Genomic DNA, 16,641 nt, shown 5'->3' on the forward strand with positions numbered 1-16,641 from the left:
CATAATTATCTGATAAGCTAAAGATAAATTTAAGCCATGTTTAATTTTTCTAATTGCTTGCCTAATAAAAAAACCGTGGCAAGCTTTTCTTCATGCCACAGCCACGTGAAAACAGCTATTATTTCAATGTTTTAGCTAGTTCCTTAATATAGTTCTTTAAATCGTCTTTGACTTCTGGATGTTCCAAACCAAACTGAATCGAAGTCTTTAAAAAACCAAATTTGTAGCCAACATCGAATCTTTCACCTTTAAACTCATGAGCAAAAACTCGTTGAATCTTATTCAAACGATCAATTGCATCAGTTAATTGAATTTCATGACCAGCACCTGGCTTTTGTGTTTCCAACATGTCAAAAATCTCAGGTGTTAGCAAGTAGCGACCAATAATTGCTAAATCACTAGGTGCTTTATCGACTGCCGGCTTTTCAACAAACTTCTTAACATCAAAAAGTCCTTGACCGACCTCAGTTCCAGGATCAATTACTCCATATTTATAGACCTGATCATGTGGTACCCGCATAACTGCTAAAGTTGAAGCATGAGTTTGATCATAACGATTAATCAACTGTTTAGTTAACGGAACCTTATCACGCATCAAATCATCACCAAGCATAACAACAAATGGTTCATTGCCCACAAAATCCTTAGCCATCAAAACAGCATCACCAAGGCCACGGGGATGCGACTGACGGATGAAATACAGATTAATATCGGTTGTTTCCTGAACCAATTTCAGCAGACCATTTTTACCTTTGGCCTTTAAATTCTGTTCCAATTCAGGGACTGAATCAAAATGATCTTCGATCGATCGTTTTCCTTTTCCAGTAACAACCAGGATGTCCTCGATCCCAGACTTTTTTGCTTCTTCGACAATAAACTGAATAGTTGGTTTATCAATAATTGGAAACATTTCCTTAGCTAAAGCTTTAGTTGCTGGAAGAAATCTGGTCCCTAATCCAGCAGCTGGAATAACCGCTTTTCTAACTTTCATTTTAATAAGCTCCTTTAAACAATAACAATTTAACAGAGTTATTGTACCATGAATTCGATTTCCTGGAAAATTTTTATCACGATAATAAATACTTTTGGTCAAGAACCGGATCTTGTGACGTTAAGATTTTAGGCCCATCATTCGTAATCACAAGTGTATGTTCATACTGGCAGGATAAACTGCCGTCAGCTGTCCGAGCCGTCCAGCCATTTGGATCATCCATCTCAGCTTTCCAAGTTCCTATATTGATCATCGGTTCAATTGTAATCGTCATGCCAGCCCTTAAGCGCAAACCGTGACCGGCTTGACCGTAATGCGGCACATTGGGACTTTCATGCATAGTTGGCCCAATGCCGTGACCGATAAACTCACGAACATCGCCGTAACCATTCTCATCTTCTGTATAATGCTGAATTGCCGCACCAATATCTCCAATTCGATTGCCAACCTGAGCTTGGTCGATGCCTAAATAGAGAGCCTTTTTGGTGACCCTCATCAATTTATCGATTGCTGGGGTTGATCTGCCGACCACATAACTCCAGCAAGAATCGCTCATCGCACCATGGTAATCAACGACCGTATCGACCTTGATTAAATCGCCATCTTTTAAAACTAAACTCTTTCTGGGAAAACCATGACAGATTTCATCATTAACACTGACACAGGTTGCATATTTATACCCCTCAAAACCAATTTGCGCAGCGATTGCATCATGCTCCTTAAAATATTTTCTAGCAAAGATTTCAATTTCCCAACTCGAAATACCTGGCTTAATAATTTTTCTCAATCCGACATGCATTCCAGCCAAAATTGCTCCCGACTTTGCCATTTCTTGAATTTCTCGTGGTGATTTTAAAGTAATCATTCATAATGCCTCCAATTAACATACAGCATTATTATACCTTAAAGAATTAGGAAAAATCTATCTCTTAGGTTTTTTTTGCAAATTTTTGATTTTAATTTGCTATAATACTAATGTTAACTAACTCAAAGAAGGGAAGATAAATTATGATAAAAGCCAAAGTTGTTTTTGCATCAATCACTGGGAATAATGAAGATGTTGCTGACATTATTTCTGAAGCACTTGAAAAAAAAGGCGTTGAAGTTGAAACAGATGAAATCTCGCAATGCGATGCAGCCGACTTTGAAAACGTCGACTTATGTGTTGTAACTCCTTATACTTATGATGAGGGTGCATTGCCAGACGAGGGAATGGATTTTTACGATGATCTTAATGAAATGGATCTAACCGGAAAAATATACGGTGTGGCTGGATCCGGCGATACATTTTACGGAGAATATTACTGTACTGCCGTTGATGATTTTGCCAAAGCTTTTGAAACAGCTGGTGCAACTCAAGGAGCTGAAAAAGTAAAAATCAATTTAGCCCCTGACTCTGATGAAGATGTACAAAAGCTTGAAAAATTTGCTGATCAGTTATTAGCAGCTTATCAAAAACAAAATGCCTAAAAAAACTCCAAGGAAAGCCTTGGAGCTTTTTTAAATTTAAAATTCTTAATCAATTGCTGCAAATCTGCAATTAAATCAGCTGCATTCTCAATACCAGTTGAAACTCAAATCAAAATCAGGAATAATTCCAGCTTGCTTTAATTCAATTGTACATGGTCGTTGAAGATAAATGAATAATCAATGGTTTGGGATCACCAACATTTGTCAGTCGCGAAGAAACTGTAAAGGTTCAATTAATTTCTTACTAGCTTTTTCACCGCTTTTGAGTTCTAAAGTAAAAATTAAACCATCATATTGAATTAAGGGATCTGCGTAGTAAACTCAGGATAACGTCCACTAGCACGATAATCGAATTGACTATTTTCAACGATCAAGCCATTCATGGCCTTCCATGACCATCGATAAATTTAGTTACTGATTCGACTATAGTATCGACACAACAGTCTAATGACCGATAGAATATAGTCAAGCATCTTATCTGAAATCAGTAGGATGCCATGTTGCTTTCACAATCGTTGCAACTTTTTTCAAATCTACCAAAGTTAACATCAAAATTGCCAATTGTTTCAACAGAAACAGCTTTGACATGTTTATTGATTCGCTCAGCAAAATTTTTTGGATCATCAAAATTGACAAAATTTGTCTTAACTCTAAATCTTGCTAGGGTAACATCAAATAAATTATAAGTTCCACCATACAAAATACTGGCAGAAACAACTCTTATTACTTGCTTTAACAATGCTTGCATCGCAACAGCAATTACTAAAGCACCACTACTTGTTTAGTTCTAAAGTAGCTACCCGTTGTTGTTGGTTTTGGTAAATAGATATAAATATTTTCCAGTTTTTCAAAACTAAAACGATCAGCAGCTTTTTATTTTGCCGAATAATTTTTTATTGTTAAAATTAAACAGAATAAAAAAGGAAGTGACTTAATGTCTGCAATAAAAATTAAAAAAAATCTTAGTCAATGGTGTTTGTTGCTTATCGGCTTAGAACTGATCACACTTTCAATCAACTTTTTCTTTGCTCCCATTGACGTAGCTGCCGGCGGAGCAACCGGAATTGCCATTTTATTAAATGCTGTTTGGGGTATTAACCGAGCAGCGACCGTCTTAGTAATTAATGTGGCAATGATCATGCTCGCAGCTTTTTTCTTAGATACTAAAGTCATTCGCAAAATTTCAGCTGGTAGTTTTATTTTGCCTGGTTTACTTTATTTAAATCCTAGTTTTAAGTTAGTCGACGACCCCTTGCTGGCAGTTACAATTGGCGGAACAGTTTTTGCAGCCGGAATTGCTACCCTTTACCGAATTAATGCTTCCAGTGGTGGTACGACTGTCCCACCATTAATTCTAAAAAAATATTTTCATCTTAACCCGGCGATTTCCTTATTAGCATTTGATATGCTCGTTACTTTATTTAACATTCCTGTTGCTGGTGTTAATTCTTTTTTTCTCGCAGCTTTTTCGCTAGTGATCACTTCGCTCGTCATGCGCTACATTGAAGCCGGCTTAGATCATAAATATCAAATTCAAATCGTTAGTCAAAACAAAATCGATCAGATTCGACAAATGCTGTTAACCAATCAGGAAAGTGTCACCATTTATCAGGCTGAAGGTGGCTTTAGCACTCAAAATAAAGAAGTCTTACTTGTGGTAACTGACGATTTAAATTACGGAAATTTAATCCATCAAATCCATCAAATTGATTCAGAAGCATTTATTATCACCTCAAATGTTGTTAAAGTCCATGGCGGTCGCTGGGGAATGTAATTATAAGGAAGCCCTTGCAAAAATCTCTTTTTTAAAATATAATCATCAGCAGGAGAACTTGGAACGTTCCAAATAAAGCTGATGGAGGAAAAATTATGACCAAATGGTGGCAAAAAGCAGTTGTTTATCAAGTTTATCCACGAAGCTTTCAAGATAGCAATGGTGATGGAATTGGTGATTTACCAGGAATTATTCGACGCCTTCCTTATATCAAAAAACTAGGAGTTGATGTAATTTGGCTAAATCCAATTTACAAAACTTCCAATGTTGATGGAGGTTACGATATTTCGGATTATCAGGCGATCAATCCAGATTTCGGCACAATGGCTGACTTTAAGAAATTATTAGTCAAAGCACATCAAATAGGACTTAAGATCATGCTCGACTTAGTTGTTAATCATAGCTCCTCAGAACATAAATGGTTTATCGAATCACGTCAAAGCAAGGATAATCCTTATCGCGACTTTTATATCTGGCGTGATCCAGTTGATGGACACGAACCAAATAACTGGGGATCATTCTTTTCTGGCCCTGCTTGGACCTATGATACAAAAACTAAGCAGTATTACTTACACTTATTTGCTAAAGAACAACCCGATTTAAATTGGACGAATCCACAAGTTCGCCAAGCGGTGTTTGAGATGATGAATTGGTGGGCTAAACAAGGAATTGATGGCTTCAGAATGGACGTTATTTCCTTGCTTTCTAAACCAAAAGGGCTCCCTGACGGCCCGCAAGCTCCAAATGCTCCTTACGGTGATGGTGGCTCATTAGTCGCTAACGGAAAGCATGAACACGAATACTTGCAAGAAATGAATCAGCAGGTCTTAAGCAAATATGATTGGATCACTGTTGGCGAAACGGCTGGCGTAACGATTGAACAAGCTGCTAAATACGCTAATCTTGATGGTAGTGAGCTAAATATGGTTTTTCAATTTGAGCATATGGGATTAGATAGTAATCGTGATCCGCGTTTAGGAAAATGGAGTGATCGAAAAGCCACCTTAACTGATTTGCGAACTAATTTGACTAAATGGCAGCAAAAATTAGCTAACCGTGCTTGGAACAGTCTTTATTGGAATAATCATGATCAGCCACGAGTCGTTTCTCGTTTTGGGAATGATTCACCACAATATCGTGTTTTAGCTGCTAAAATGTTAGCAGCTATGTTACATTGTATGCAAGGTACACCTTATATTTATCAAGGTGAAGAACTTGGCATGACCAACACTCATTTCGCAACTCTTAACGATGTCGTTGACGTTGAAGCACGCAATGCTTACCATGAATTAGTTGAACAAGAAAAAATTATTTCTGGTCAGAAATTGTTGAGCTATTTTGACGCTAAATCTCGTGATAATGCCCGGACACCGATGCAGTGGAATAACCAAAAAAATGCCGGTTTTTCCAATAACAAACCCTGGATGCAGGTAAATCCAAATTATCAACAGATTAATGCGGCGGCGGCTTTAGCTGACCCAAATTCCATTTTTTATTTTTACCAACAATTGATCAAATTGCGTCATAACTTAGCAGTCATTACTGATGGTGATTTTCAACTAGTTAAAGATAATACTAAAGATCCCGATGTTTTTGCTTACACTCGTCGTAACTCCGATCAGCAATTATTAGTGATCTGCAACTTTACTGATCAAATACTAAAGCGTCATTATTCGCCTGCTCCCGGCTCAAAACTGATTGTTCAAAACTATCAGGGTGAGATGACATCTACTTTACGACCTTATGAAACTCGAGTTTATTTGACTGTTTTAGGAACAACCAATAATGACTGATATAAATGATGTTGCAAAATTAGCCGGAGTTTCGCGCGGATCAGTCTCAAATTATTTAAACGGAGCAAAAATGCGGCCAACAACACGTGCTAAAATTGGCTCTGCTATTGAACAGCTTCATTACTTGCCTAATGGTACCGCTCAAGCTTTAAAAAGGCGACAAACTAACTACATTGTTTTAATCTTGCCTAAAATTACAACGCCTTTCTTTGCCAAATTAACAGAACAAATTCAACTTGAAGCTAAGAAAAGACAATTAAAACTCATTCTATGTATTTCTGGCAGTCAAGCAAAAAACGAACTTGAGTATTTACAAATGGCACAAGTTCAAAAAGTTGCCGGCATCATTACAATGTCATATTCAGATATCACGCCTTGGCTGAATGTTAAGATTCCGTTGATCACTTTGGAACATCGACTAACTGAAGAGGTGCCATTGATCTCAGCTGATAACTACGCTGGCGGCAAGTTATCAGCAAACAAGCTAATTGCTACAGGTTGCCAAAAATTAGCCTTTGTCGGTTATCAACCACTTGAAAATTCTGCCTTTCAACGTTACCAGGGATTCCTTGATCAATGCTTGCAGCAAAATATTATTTGTGAAAAGATTCTGTTGCCGACCCAAACTAATACTAGTTTTTTGGACAAATGGCTGAAACTTAATTTTGATTCAACTAACTCTAAATATGATGGAATTTTTGCGGTTTCTGATGCGCTAGCTCTACAAATTTGGCTTGGATTGCAACAGCGACAGGTTATGGTGCCACAAAATGTCCAACTGATTGGTTTTGACGGTGTACCTGCTTATTCAAATGCTCAATTGCATCTTTCTTCGATCAAACAACCTGTTGAACGAATGGCACAAGCTGCTGTCGTCGCTCTCGTCAGCTTGATTAATGGTCAAACACCGCCTTCACCGCAGATTTTACCTGTTAATTTTCATCCTGGATTAACTACCAAATAAAATTTATTTCGTCAAAAAAGTCGCTAATCAACTGATTAACGACTTTTATTTGTCTACTTAAACTTTTAATCTCGCTTGATCAACGAAACCAAGTAGGCTGCAAAACCACTCGTTGACAACTCAACGGCATCTGGCAAAGCTTTAGCAAAATCAACCGTGACATGCTGATCAGCGATTGCTTGACTAACTGCTTTTTTTATTAAATCAGCCACTTGTTGCCATCCAAGATACTCAAACATCATGACCCCAGATAAAATCATCGAGGTCGGATTTAATTTATTTTGTCCAGCAAACTGTGGCGCAGTCCCATGCGTGGCCTCAAAAATTGCTCGTTTTGTTTGATAGTTGATATTAGCTCCCGGAGCAATCCCAATTCCTCCAACCTGAGCTGCTAAAGCATCAGAAATATAATCACCATTCAAATTCAAAGTTGCCACCACATCAAAATTTTCGGGATGCAATAAAGATTGCTGGAAGAAATTATCGGCTATTAGGTCATTAACGATGATTTTCCCTGTTTTAACTGCTTTTGCCTGAACTGCTTGGGCTTCATCGTACCCAGCCTGCCGCAACACGTTGGTATACTCTTCCATAGTAAAGACTTGATCATCGAATTCCTGAGCTGCCTGATACCCCCAAGCTTTAAAACCACCTTCTGTTTTTTTCATAATATTGCCTTTATGAACAAGTGTGACAGTCTGCAAATGGTGATCAATCGCATACTGAATGGCAGCCTTAACTAAACGTTTTGAACCTTCACTTGAAACGGGTTTGATCGCAAAAGCTGAAGTATTTGGGAAACGGACTTTTTCAAATTGACGATATTTTTTTAAAAGGGCTAATAACTCATCAGCCGCGGGTGTTTGTGCAGCAAAATCGATTCCAGCATAAATGTCTTCAGTATTTTCCCGAAAAACGGTGATGGAAACTTTTCCCGGATATTTGACCGGAGATGGACTGCCAGCAAAATACTCGACCGGCCGGACACAGGCAAATAAGTCAAGTTTCTGTCTTAAAGTTACATTTAAAGAACGATGTCCCTTGCCAATTGGCGTTGTCAGTGGTCCCTTGATTGAAACCAGATATTTTTTTAATGCTGTTACCGTTTCAGCTGGCAGCCATTCTCCTGTTTGATCATAAGCTGCCTGACCAGCTAAATATTGCTTCCAAACCACTTGCTTAGTTCCTTGGTATGCTTTGGCAACTGCAGCGTCAAAAACTTGTTTAGCTGCCGCCCAAATTTCCGGCCCGATTCCATCTCCAGCAATAAAAGGAATAATTGGAAAATTTGGCACTTGTAATTGATCTTGTTGAAGTGAAATTTTTTCTGGCTTTGCCACTGTTGATTCCTCCTTGTATTATATGTTTACAAGTTACACATCTTTTACTAAAGATACTTGTTTTTTGAACACCACATGTTAGTCTTTAATTTCAATTTATTTTTTCTGATAATGACGGTTTTTTGGCCCAACATATTCAGAAGACGGACGGATTAAAATATTTTCTTGACGCTGTTCCATAATATGTGCCAACCAGCCAACCGTCCGGCAAGCAGCAAAAATCGTTGTATAGGTTTCTTTTTTTAGACCAATACAGTGATAAATCAAAGCAGTATAGTAATCAACATTTGGATGCAGTTCATAGTTTTCTAACATATAAGCTGCTAATTGCTGCTGAATTCGATAATAATCTTGATTATCAGTTTCTTCTGCCAGTTTTTTGGCAATTTTTTTCAAAATAAAAGCACGGGGATCACCATTTTTATAAATTCGATGACCAAATCCCATAATTTTACGTTTTTGAGCCACTTGATTATTAATATATTCAACCGGCTTTAACTGTTGATTTTTGATTTCCTGCAGCATTTCAAAAACTCTTTCATTAGCACCACCATGCAGTGGACCTTTCAAAGCACAGACTGCCGCCGTCAAACAAGAATAATAATCCGATAAGGTCGAAGCCACCACTCGTGCTGTAAAAGTCGATGCGTTAAATTCATGATCGGCATGCAAAATCATCACCGTCGAGAACATTCGCGCAAGTTCAGTCGATGGCCGTTTGCCAGTCATCATATAAAGAAAATTTTCCACAACACTCAATTGAGGATCAGCATCGATCAGCGGTTCATTATCTCGAATCCGAATAATTGCTGCAATTGCCGTTAACATTTTTGAAAGGATCTTAGGTGGCTCATCATGTTCAACATCGTTTGTTGTTCCCAACAGTGAAGTTGTTGTCCGCAGAATACTCATTGGATGCTGCGGTTCTTTAGCTATATATAATAGTAATCTGATCGTTTCTGCTGGTAAAACCATTTTATCAACTAATTGTTGCCGAAATTTTTTTAGTTCCTGCTGATTAGGCAGTTGCTTGTACCATAAGAGAAAAACAACTTCCTCAAATGACGCATTAGCAATTTCCTCAATCGGATAACCCACATAAGTCAGGTGTGCATTAGCCGTCGAACTGATTTTTGTTTGGTCAACAACAACTCCGTCTAAACCTTTTTGACAATCCATTAAGTTCCCTCCTCAGAAATAAATTAATTCTCCGCCATTTTCTTGGTTAAGACATATGGCAAAATTCCTTGTGACTGATAGTACTGATTGTCGATCGGTGCATCAAACCGAACCTGTACATCAAATTCAACTTGATGCTTTTGATTCTGAGCTTTAATATGAGCAGTTTGTCCAGCTAATTCGATGGTAAACGTTTCACTGCCGTCCAATTCCAAACTGGCAGCGTTTTGACCTGGCAAATACTGCAATGGCAGCACACCCATCATAACTAGATTTGAGCGATGGATTCGTTCAAAACTTTCAGCAATTACCGCCTTGACGCCTAGCATTTGAACACCCTTCGCTGCCCAATCACGAGATGAACCCATTCCATAATCTTTACCAGCTAAAATAACCGTTCCAACCTTCTGTTTTTTGTAATTCATTGCTGCAGCATAAATGGTCGTTTCTTGGCCAGTCAGCCAAGATTTAGTAAAACCGCCATGTTTTTGCGGCGTAAGTTGATTTTGCAACCGAATATTAGCTAGGGTTCCTCGAATCATTACTTGATGGTTCCCGCGTCGTGAACCATAAGAATTAAAATCTTCAGGTTTTACACCACAACTCAATAAATATTGACCAGCTGGAGTATCCTGACCAATAAAACCAGCTGGTGAAATATGATCCGTGGTAATTGAATCACCCAACTTAGCTAACACTCTTAAACCAGTTAGCTGCTTTGCTTGTTGCTCAAATAACGGCGGTAAAGCTAAATAAGTTGAACTTTGATTCCAATGATAAGTCACAGATTTTGTGACTGGTAAAGCATTCCAAGTTGCATTTTGTTCAAAAATATTTTGATAATTAGCTGAAAATAATTCAGGCTTAACATAATCATGAATTGTTTTAGTAACCTCTTCAACCGCTGGCCAAAGATCCTTTAGATAAACTGGTTTGCCAGCCTGATCTTGACCAAGTTTTTCTTTAGTCAAATCAATATCTAAGGTCCCAGCTAAAGCATAAGCAACTACCAAGGGTGGAGAAGCTAAATAAGTATCTTTGATCAAAGGGTTAACGCGCCCTTCAAAATTACGATTACCACTTTCGATCGCAGCTAAAGGATAGTTAGTTTGTGCAATGACTTCTTGAACACCGGGATTTAATTTACCTGAATTGCCGATGCAAGTCGTACAACCATAGCCGACAATATTAAAGCCTAACTGATCCAAGTAAGGTTGAAGACGTGAAGCTTTGAGATAATCAGCTACAACGCGCGAGCCCGGAGCAAAAGAGGTCTTAACATACGCTGGAATCTTGAGCCCCTTTTGAATAGCTTTTTTCGCAATCAAAGCTGCTGTTATTAAAATTTCTGGATTTGATGTATTGGTACAACTAGTAATTGCTGCAATTCCTAAAGCACCAGGCTGCAAAGCAAATTTTTGTCCATTAACCTCTACTTGACAATCCGGCAGGTCATAACCAGCAAAATACTTTGGCAATTGAGCTAAAGTCACTAAGTCTTGCGGACGTTTTGGTCCAGCAACACTACTTTTAACGGTTCCCAGATCTAATTCAACGTTTTCAGAGTAATGTCGCTGATCATCTTCTGCTTGCTGATAAAACAAGTGATTAGCCTGAGCATACGTTTTGATCAGCTGAATCTGGTCAGCTGAGCGATCAGTTAACTTCAAATAGGCTAACGTTTGCTCATCAATCGGGAAAAAGCCGCACGTTGCACCATATTCCGGTGCCATATTAGAAATAGTTGCCCGATTTGCTAAAGGCAAGTTCTGCAAACCTGGACCATAAAACTCAACAAATTTACCAACAACATTGTGCTGACGCAACAAATGAGTCAAGGTCAAAGCCAAATCAGTTGCCGTTGCCGTTGCTGGCAATTCACCGGTTAACCGAACTCCAACTACTCGTGGCATTGGAAAATATGATTCTTGTCCCAACATGCTGGCTTCAGCTTCAATTCCACCAACACCCCAGCCTAAAACACCCAAGGCATTGATCATTGTTGTATGCGAATCGGTTCCAACCAAAGTATCAGGAAACAAGACTGGTACTGGAGCGTGGCTGAAACGAACAACTGACGATAAATATTCTAGATTTACTTGGTGAATAATTCCGGTATCAGGCGGAATAACGGTCAAATTTGAAAAACTAGCTTGGGCCCACTTTAAAAAAGTATACCTTTCTCGATTACGTTTAAATTCTTGTTCAATATTATATTCAAATGCTGTTGGTGTTCCAGCCATGTCAACTTGAACTGAATGATCAATAATTAAATGAACCGGTACATCAGGATTAATTGTCGCCGGATCTCCCCCTTGCTGTTTAACAGCTTCGCGCATTGCTGCTAAATCGACTAAAGCAGGAACTCCTGTGAAATCTTGTAAAACTACTCGTTCAGGCTTATAAGGCACATCATGATCATGTTGTTGATCCCAATCAATGAATGCCGGTAAAAATTTCTTTAAATCAGTCCGATCCTGACTGTGACGTAAAGTTAGCTCTAATAAAATTCTAATCGAGTATGGCAGACTAGCTACATTCTGATCCTGATCAGCCAAAAAGCCAGCAATATCAAAATATGAATATTCTTTTTGTCCGATTGTTAATTGTCGCTGATAATCTGGATTTGTAGTCATTTGCTAAAACATCTCCATTCATCACCATGTCATGAATTTTTAAATTTTCTAACATGGTCTAATTTCTAATCATTCTAACATACTTCTAATCGACTGCAAATTACACCTAATGTTAAGTCTTACTAAAAACTATTCTTTTCAAATAAAAACTGTAAATATTTCTATTTTTATAATTAAGTAAGCGGATACAAATTTGTAAACAAAAAAATATTGCTTTTTTACCTTTCAAGTTTTTGATCTTTGATCTGGCTTGAAAGCTTTAGCAATATCGGTAAAATAAATTTATTTTTGTTGATCGGACTTTAGCATTTGCGCACACAATCGGTGACTCAAGCAAATGTTTTTCTGTTTAAGCTTGGTTGAAGTTTTTGATTCCACAGCTTGAATAAATGATTTTACCATTTGATAAAACCCACAAATTTCAACTGGTTCTGACCATTTTTTGGAAGTGCTAACCTGTTTGATCAATTGATTTTGAATTTCTAATTCCTGTAAATCATTTAAAATATAATGTCCACGCTCACTAGTTAACTGGATTTGCTCATCATCAGCATTTGAATGAACATCTAGCGCTAACCAAGCAGTTGAATGCTCAGTTTCCAACTGCATAACAGCAGTATCCAGTATCCCATTTTGTTCCTTGATTTGACTATTGACCTGTTTAATGGGTTCATCAATTAGATAAATTGCCGTATCAATCAAATGAATAAAAACTTCATCAATCGCAGTAGCTGTTGTCAGCTTTAAGTCACTATAATTTTTAGTTATCATCAATAACCTTTTATGCTCGACTTGCTTAAGATCGTCTACTAAAGGAGCAAATCGGCGATTAAAACCCAACATTAAAATTTGGCGATGATTTAACGCCAAGTTTTGTAACTGACGCAACTCAGTCAAAGATTCACCCACCGGCCGATCAATAAAAACATGAACGCCATTTTCCAAACATTTTCTAGCTAATTCAAAATGAGCCGGTGTTGAACCATGAATAAAACAAGCATCAATTCCTAAATCCAGTAATTGTTGTAAATTATGGTATAAATGACTTAAACGATATTTTTGCATCAATGTTTGTTCAATTTTTTCATCCTGAACTGCAAAATAAAAATCACCTGAGTCGCGCATTGAAAAGTATAATGGCAAATATTCCTTCAAAGCCCGTTTTTCAATTCCAACTACTCCAAATTTCATCTATTCGTCTCCCTTAGCAATTTTACAAACAAACTATCTGAGAACAATTTAAAACACTTTGAGAAAATTGTCCATAAAAACTCAGCAGCTGAAACCATTCAGATTTGCTTTAGCTGCTGAATTTCATTAAAGACATTCATGGATTCTTTTGACTAGATATTGATTTTCTTCTGGCTTGCCGATCGTAATCCGAACATCTGTCGGTAAATTCCAGCCGCTCGCTGGTCGAATAATGACACCTTTTTCCATTAAACGGGTCGCCAATTGTTCCGATGTCCCAAACTTCTGAGGAATCTTGGTTAAAATAAAATTAGCCTGTGAAGTTAAGGATCTAAAACCTAGCTGCTTTAACTGGTGAAGTAAACCGGAGCGTTGCGCCAAAATTAGTTTTTTTACTTTTTGAGCTTCTGGTTGATCTTTCGTCAAAGTTGCTAAAGCTGCAAATAATCCGGTTCGATTAACACAAAAAGGCTCTGTGATTGTATTATACATTTTGACGACTGAAGAATCAGCTACCAGATAACCCACGCGTGCTCCCGCTAATCCAAAAAATTTTGAAAAGGTTCGAATAATAATAACCTTTTTGTGCATTATTTTTGAAACTAAATCTGGCCGCATACCATCTTCAATAAAATCTGCATAAGCCTCATCAACAACTACCCAGACATCATCTGCTACTTGATCGATTAACTCTTCAACTTCGGCTGGCTGATTGATCAAACCTGTCGGATTATTCGGATTGCAAAGCCAGATCAGCTTAGTTTGCGATGTAATTTTGCTCTTAAAATCAGCTAAATTAAAGGATAAATCAGCTTGTGCCTTGACCGGAATAACTTTTGCACCCATTAAACGTGATACTTCGCGATATAAACGATAGGTTGGCTCACCAATTAAAACCTCATCACCTTCATCTAATAATAAACGAGCAACTGTTTCAATCACGTTGCCTGCTCCACTGCCTAAAGCAACATTTTCGGCCTTTACCTGATTTGCCTTAGCTAATTGTGCTGTCAAAGCCCGATATTCATCTTCCGGATAGCGATTTAAATACTTAGTACTCGCAACAATCGCTTGACGCGCATGTTGATAAGGTCCGTAAGGATTTTCATTAGAACCTAACTTGACGACAAAGTCCAATCCATAACGTTTTAAAACTGTTGCCTCGCTTTCACCAGGCAAATACGGTTGACAATCAATAGCATACCTTCTAAAATCAAAATTTTTAATCAAATATCTTCACCCTTTAGACTTAAAGACTAGCAGCAATACTTTCATCAAGGATCTTAAGAGCTTGTTGCAATTGATTCTTTTCAACAGTTAGTGGCGGAATAAATCGAATCACATTATGCTCAACACCGCAATTTAATAAAATCAATTTACGTTTTAAGGCTTCTTGTCTAATCTTAGCAACCAATTCAGTTAACGGTCGCTTTTCGTCAACTGACCGGAACTCCGCCCCAATCATTAGACCCAATCCCCGAACACTGCTGATCATTGGATATTTTTGCTGCAACTGGCGCAAGCCTTGCTTAAATAGTTCACCTTTTTGGCGAACGGTCATTAAGAATTCTTCGTTTATTAAATCTAAGACTGCCACTCCCGCAGCACAAGCAAGTGGATTCCCGCCAAATGTGCCACCATGAGCTCCTGGCAGCCATTGATCCATGTATTCAATCTTGCCTAGCACAGCACTCAAAGGTAAACCATTAGCAATTCCCTTGGCAGCGGTCAAAATATCCGGTTCAATGTCATAATAGTCTTTAGCAAACAAGTAGCCGGTTCGCCCATAACCAGATTGAATTTCGTCAAAAATCAGCATTATCCCGTATTGATCGCAAATTCGACGTAACTCGGCTAAAAAAGATTTAGGAGCTGGTAAATAGCCGCCTTCACCCTGAACCGGTTCAACAATAATGCAAGCCGTCTGTTGTGGAGTTAAAAGATTAGTAAATAATTGTTTCAACTGGTCCAAGCAACGTTGAACTTCCTGCTGTTCATTCAGTTCAGAATTATCAATGTCTGGAAAATCAACATGATAAACTGGCGGTAAAACACCTTCGTAATTCTGCCGATAACCAGCATTCGAAGCTGTCAAAGCTGTTGTCAACAAAGTCCGGCCATGAAATGAACGAGAAAAAGCAATAATTCCATTACGCTTAGTCACACTCAAGGCCAGTTTGACGGCTCCTTCATTAGCTTCAGCACCACTGTTGGAAAAATAGACCTTATAACCCTTGCCCACACGCTTAGTCAGCTTTTCTGCCAATTGAATGTAAGAAGGATAATAAACTACATTATGCCCACCATGAATCAACTGCTGCAATTGTTCTTCAATCGCAGCCACAATTTTAGGATGATTATGCCCGCAGTTGACAACCCCAACTCCTGCAGCAAAATCCAAGTATTGTTGACCATCTTCACCCAGCAAATAAGTTCCTCGACCCTTAGTAACACCCAGTTTAGTTGCGCGAGCAGCCACCGGTGGCAGAACTGCCAAAGATCTTTCATACAAAGTTTTCATTCTCACCGTCTCCTAAATCAACTTTGATCTTACATAACCTTCGAAATGAACTCTTTAGTTCGCGGATTATCTGTTTCCTTAAAAATATATGCTGGACTGCCGCTATCAGCAATTTGACCCTGATCCATAAATAAGACTTTGTCAGCCACTTCTTGAGCAAAGCCCATTTCATGCGTAACAATAATCATGGTCATCCCTTCCGCAGCCAGTTTTTCCATAACCTGCAAAACATCGCCAACCATTTCTGGATCTAACGCTGAAGTCGGTTCATCAAACAACATCACTTCTGGATCCATCGCCAGTGCGCGAGCAATTGCTACCCGTTGTTGCTGTCCACCAGAAAGTGATTGCGGATAAGCATTGGCTTTGTCTTTCAAACCAACTTGTTCCAACAAACCAAGCGCCTTCTCTTTTGCAGCCTGCGGTGATGCAATCTTTAATTTGATTGGTGCAAAAGTAATATTTTCCAAGACTGTCTTATGTGGGAAAAGATTGAACTGCTGAAAAACCATTCCCATTTTTTGTCGCAAGGAACGTAATTTTTCTTTACTAGCAGTGCTAAGATCCTGGTTTTCAAAGATTACTTGTCCTGAAAAGTCTTCCAATCGATTCAAGCAACGCAACAATGTACTTTTTCCGCCGCCAGAAGGCCCAATCAAAACGACTTTTTCGCTCTTTTTAACGGTGAACGAGATGTCTTTTAAAACAACATTTTGTCCGTATGCTTTCTTTAAATTTTTGACTTCGATAATATTTGGCCCAACTGTCATCTTATTAAACAC

14 protein-coding genes are annotated in these 16,641 nt (G+C 38.3%); 4 read left to right on the forward strand and 10 right to left on the reverse strand.

Going from position 1 to position 16,641, the window contains the following annotated elements; genetic code table 11:
- Nucleotides 1-118 precede the first annotated feature (118 nt).
- A complete protein-coding gene (galU, locus tag KH893_RS01330) occupies nucleotides 119-991 on the reverse strand; it encodes a UTP--glucose-1-phosphate uridylyltransferase GalU (protein WP_281164372.1) in 873 nt (290 codons plus the stop codon).
- Between the two features lie 76 nt (nucleotides 992-1,067).
- Complete coding sequence (gene map, locus KH893_RS01335) at nucleotides 1,068-1,856, reverse strand: type I methionyl aminopeptidase (protein WP_281164373.1); 789 nt, start codon at nucleotides 1,854-1,856, stop codon at nucleotides 1,068-1,070.
- A gap of 143 nt (nucleotides 1,857-1,999) precedes the next feature.
- On the opposite strand from map, the gene KH893_RS01340 reads away from it, so the two are divergent.
- A complete protein-coding gene (locus tag KH893_RS01340) occupies nucleotides 2,000-2,461 on the forward strand; it encodes a flavodoxin (RefSeq protein ID WP_281164374.1) in 462 nt (153 codons plus the stop codon).
- 484 nt (nucleotides 2,462-2,945) lie between these two features.
- Here the strand turns inward: KH893_RS01340 and KH893_RS01345 are convergent, their stop codons facing one another.
- On the reverse strand, nucleotides 2,946-3,200 hold the full coding sequence (locus KH893_RS01345) for a PLP-dependent transferase (protein ID WP_281164375.1): 255 nt from the start codon (nucleotides 3,198-3,200) through the stop codon (nucleotides 2,946-2,948).
- A 195-nt stretch (nucleotides 3,201-3,395) separates the two neighbouring features.
- Between KH893_RS01345 and KH893_RS01350 the strand changes: the two genes are divergently transcribed.
- From KH893_RS01350 to KH893_RS01360, 3 genes are all read left to right on the forward strand, one after another.
- Nucleotides 3,396-4,235 (forward strand): YitT family protein, encoded by an 840-nt coding sequence (locus KH893_RS01350; RefSeq protein WP_281164376.1) that lies wholly within the window; start codon nucleotides 3,396-3,398, stop codon nucleotides 4,233-4,235.
- Between the two features lie 95 nt (nucleotides 4,236-4,330).
- Entirely contained in the window at nucleotides 4,331-6,028 is a 1,698-nt protein-coding gene (locus KH893_RS01355; RefSeq protein WP_281164377.1) for a glycoside hydrolase family 13 protein, read from the forward strand.
- Nucleotides 6,021-6,992 carry a LacI family DNA-binding transcriptional regulator gene (locus tag KH893_RS01360; RefSeq protein WP_281164378.1) on the forward strand — a complete coding sequence of 324 codons (972 nt, stop codon included), beginning with the start codon at nucleotides 6,021-6,023 and terminating at the stop codon, nucleotides 6,990-6,992. Before KH893_RS01355 ends, KH893_RS01360 begins: the two co-directional genes overlap by 8 nt.
- A 65-nt stretch (nucleotides 6,993-7,057) precedes the next feature.
- Here KH893_RS01360 and icd read toward each other — a convergent pair whose 3' ends face one another.
- The 7 genes from icd to KH893_RS01395 form a co-directional block, all read right to left on the reverse strand.
- Nucleotides 7,058-8,332, reverse strand: coding sequence for an NADP-dependent isocitrate dehydrogenase (gene icd, locus KH893_RS01365; RefSeq protein WP_281164379.1), 1,275 nt, complete (start codon nucleotides 8,330-8,332; stop codon nucleotides 7,058-7,060).
- A gap of 96 nt (nucleotides 8,333-8,428) precedes the next feature.
- The gene (locus tag KH893_RS01370) at nucleotides 8,429-9,511 is read right to left on the reverse strand and encodes a citrate/2-methylcitrate synthase (protein ID WP_281164380.1); all 1,083 of its coding nucleotides are present in this window, start codon (nucleotides 9,509-9,511) and stop codon (nucleotides 8,429-8,431) included.
- A 23-nt stretch (nucleotides 9,512-9,534) separates the two neighbouring features.
- Entirely contained in the window at nucleotides 9,535-12,147 is a 2,613-nt protein-coding gene (acnA, locus tag KH893_RS01375) for an aconitate hydratase AcnA (RefSeq protein ID WP_281164381.1), read from the reverse strand.
- Between the two features lie 282 nt (nucleotides 12,148-12,429).
- Nucleotides 12,430-13,338: a Gfo/Idh/MocA family protein gene (locus KH893_RS01380; RefSeq protein ID WP_281164382.1), complete on the reverse strand. Its 909-nt coding sequence runs from the start codon at nucleotides 13,336-13,338 to the stop codon at nucleotides 12,430-12,432.
- Nucleotides 13,339-13,464: 126 nt separating this feature from the next.
- On the reverse strand, nucleotides 13,465-14,568 hold the full coding sequence (hisC, locus tag KH893_RS01385) for a histidinol-phosphate transaminase (RefSeq protein WP_281164383.1): 1,104 nt from the start codon (nucleotides 14,566-14,568) through the stop codon (nucleotides 13,465-13,467).
- Nucleotides 14,569-14,587: 19 nt separating this feature from the next.
- A complete protein-coding gene (locus tag KH893_RS01390; protein ID WP_281164384.1) occupies nucleotides 14,588-15,859 on the reverse strand; it encodes an aspartate aminotransferase family protein in 1,272 nt (423 codons plus the stop codon).
- Nucleotides 15,860-15,888: 29 nt separating this feature from the next.
- Nucleotides 15,889-16,629, reverse strand: a complete 741-nt coding sequence (locus KH893_RS01395) for an amino acid ABC transporter ATP-binding protein (protein ID WP_281164385.1) — start codon at nucleotides 16,627-16,629, stop codon at nucleotides 15,889-15,891.
- Between the last annotated feature and the right edge of the window lie 12 nt (nucleotides 16,630-16,641).

The sequence above is a fragment of the Liquorilactobacillus sicerae genome (assembly GCF_029916425.1).
Classification (GTDB): Bacteria; Bacillota; Bacilli; order Lactobacillales; family Lactobacillaceae; genus Liquorilactobacillus; species Liquorilactobacillus sicerae.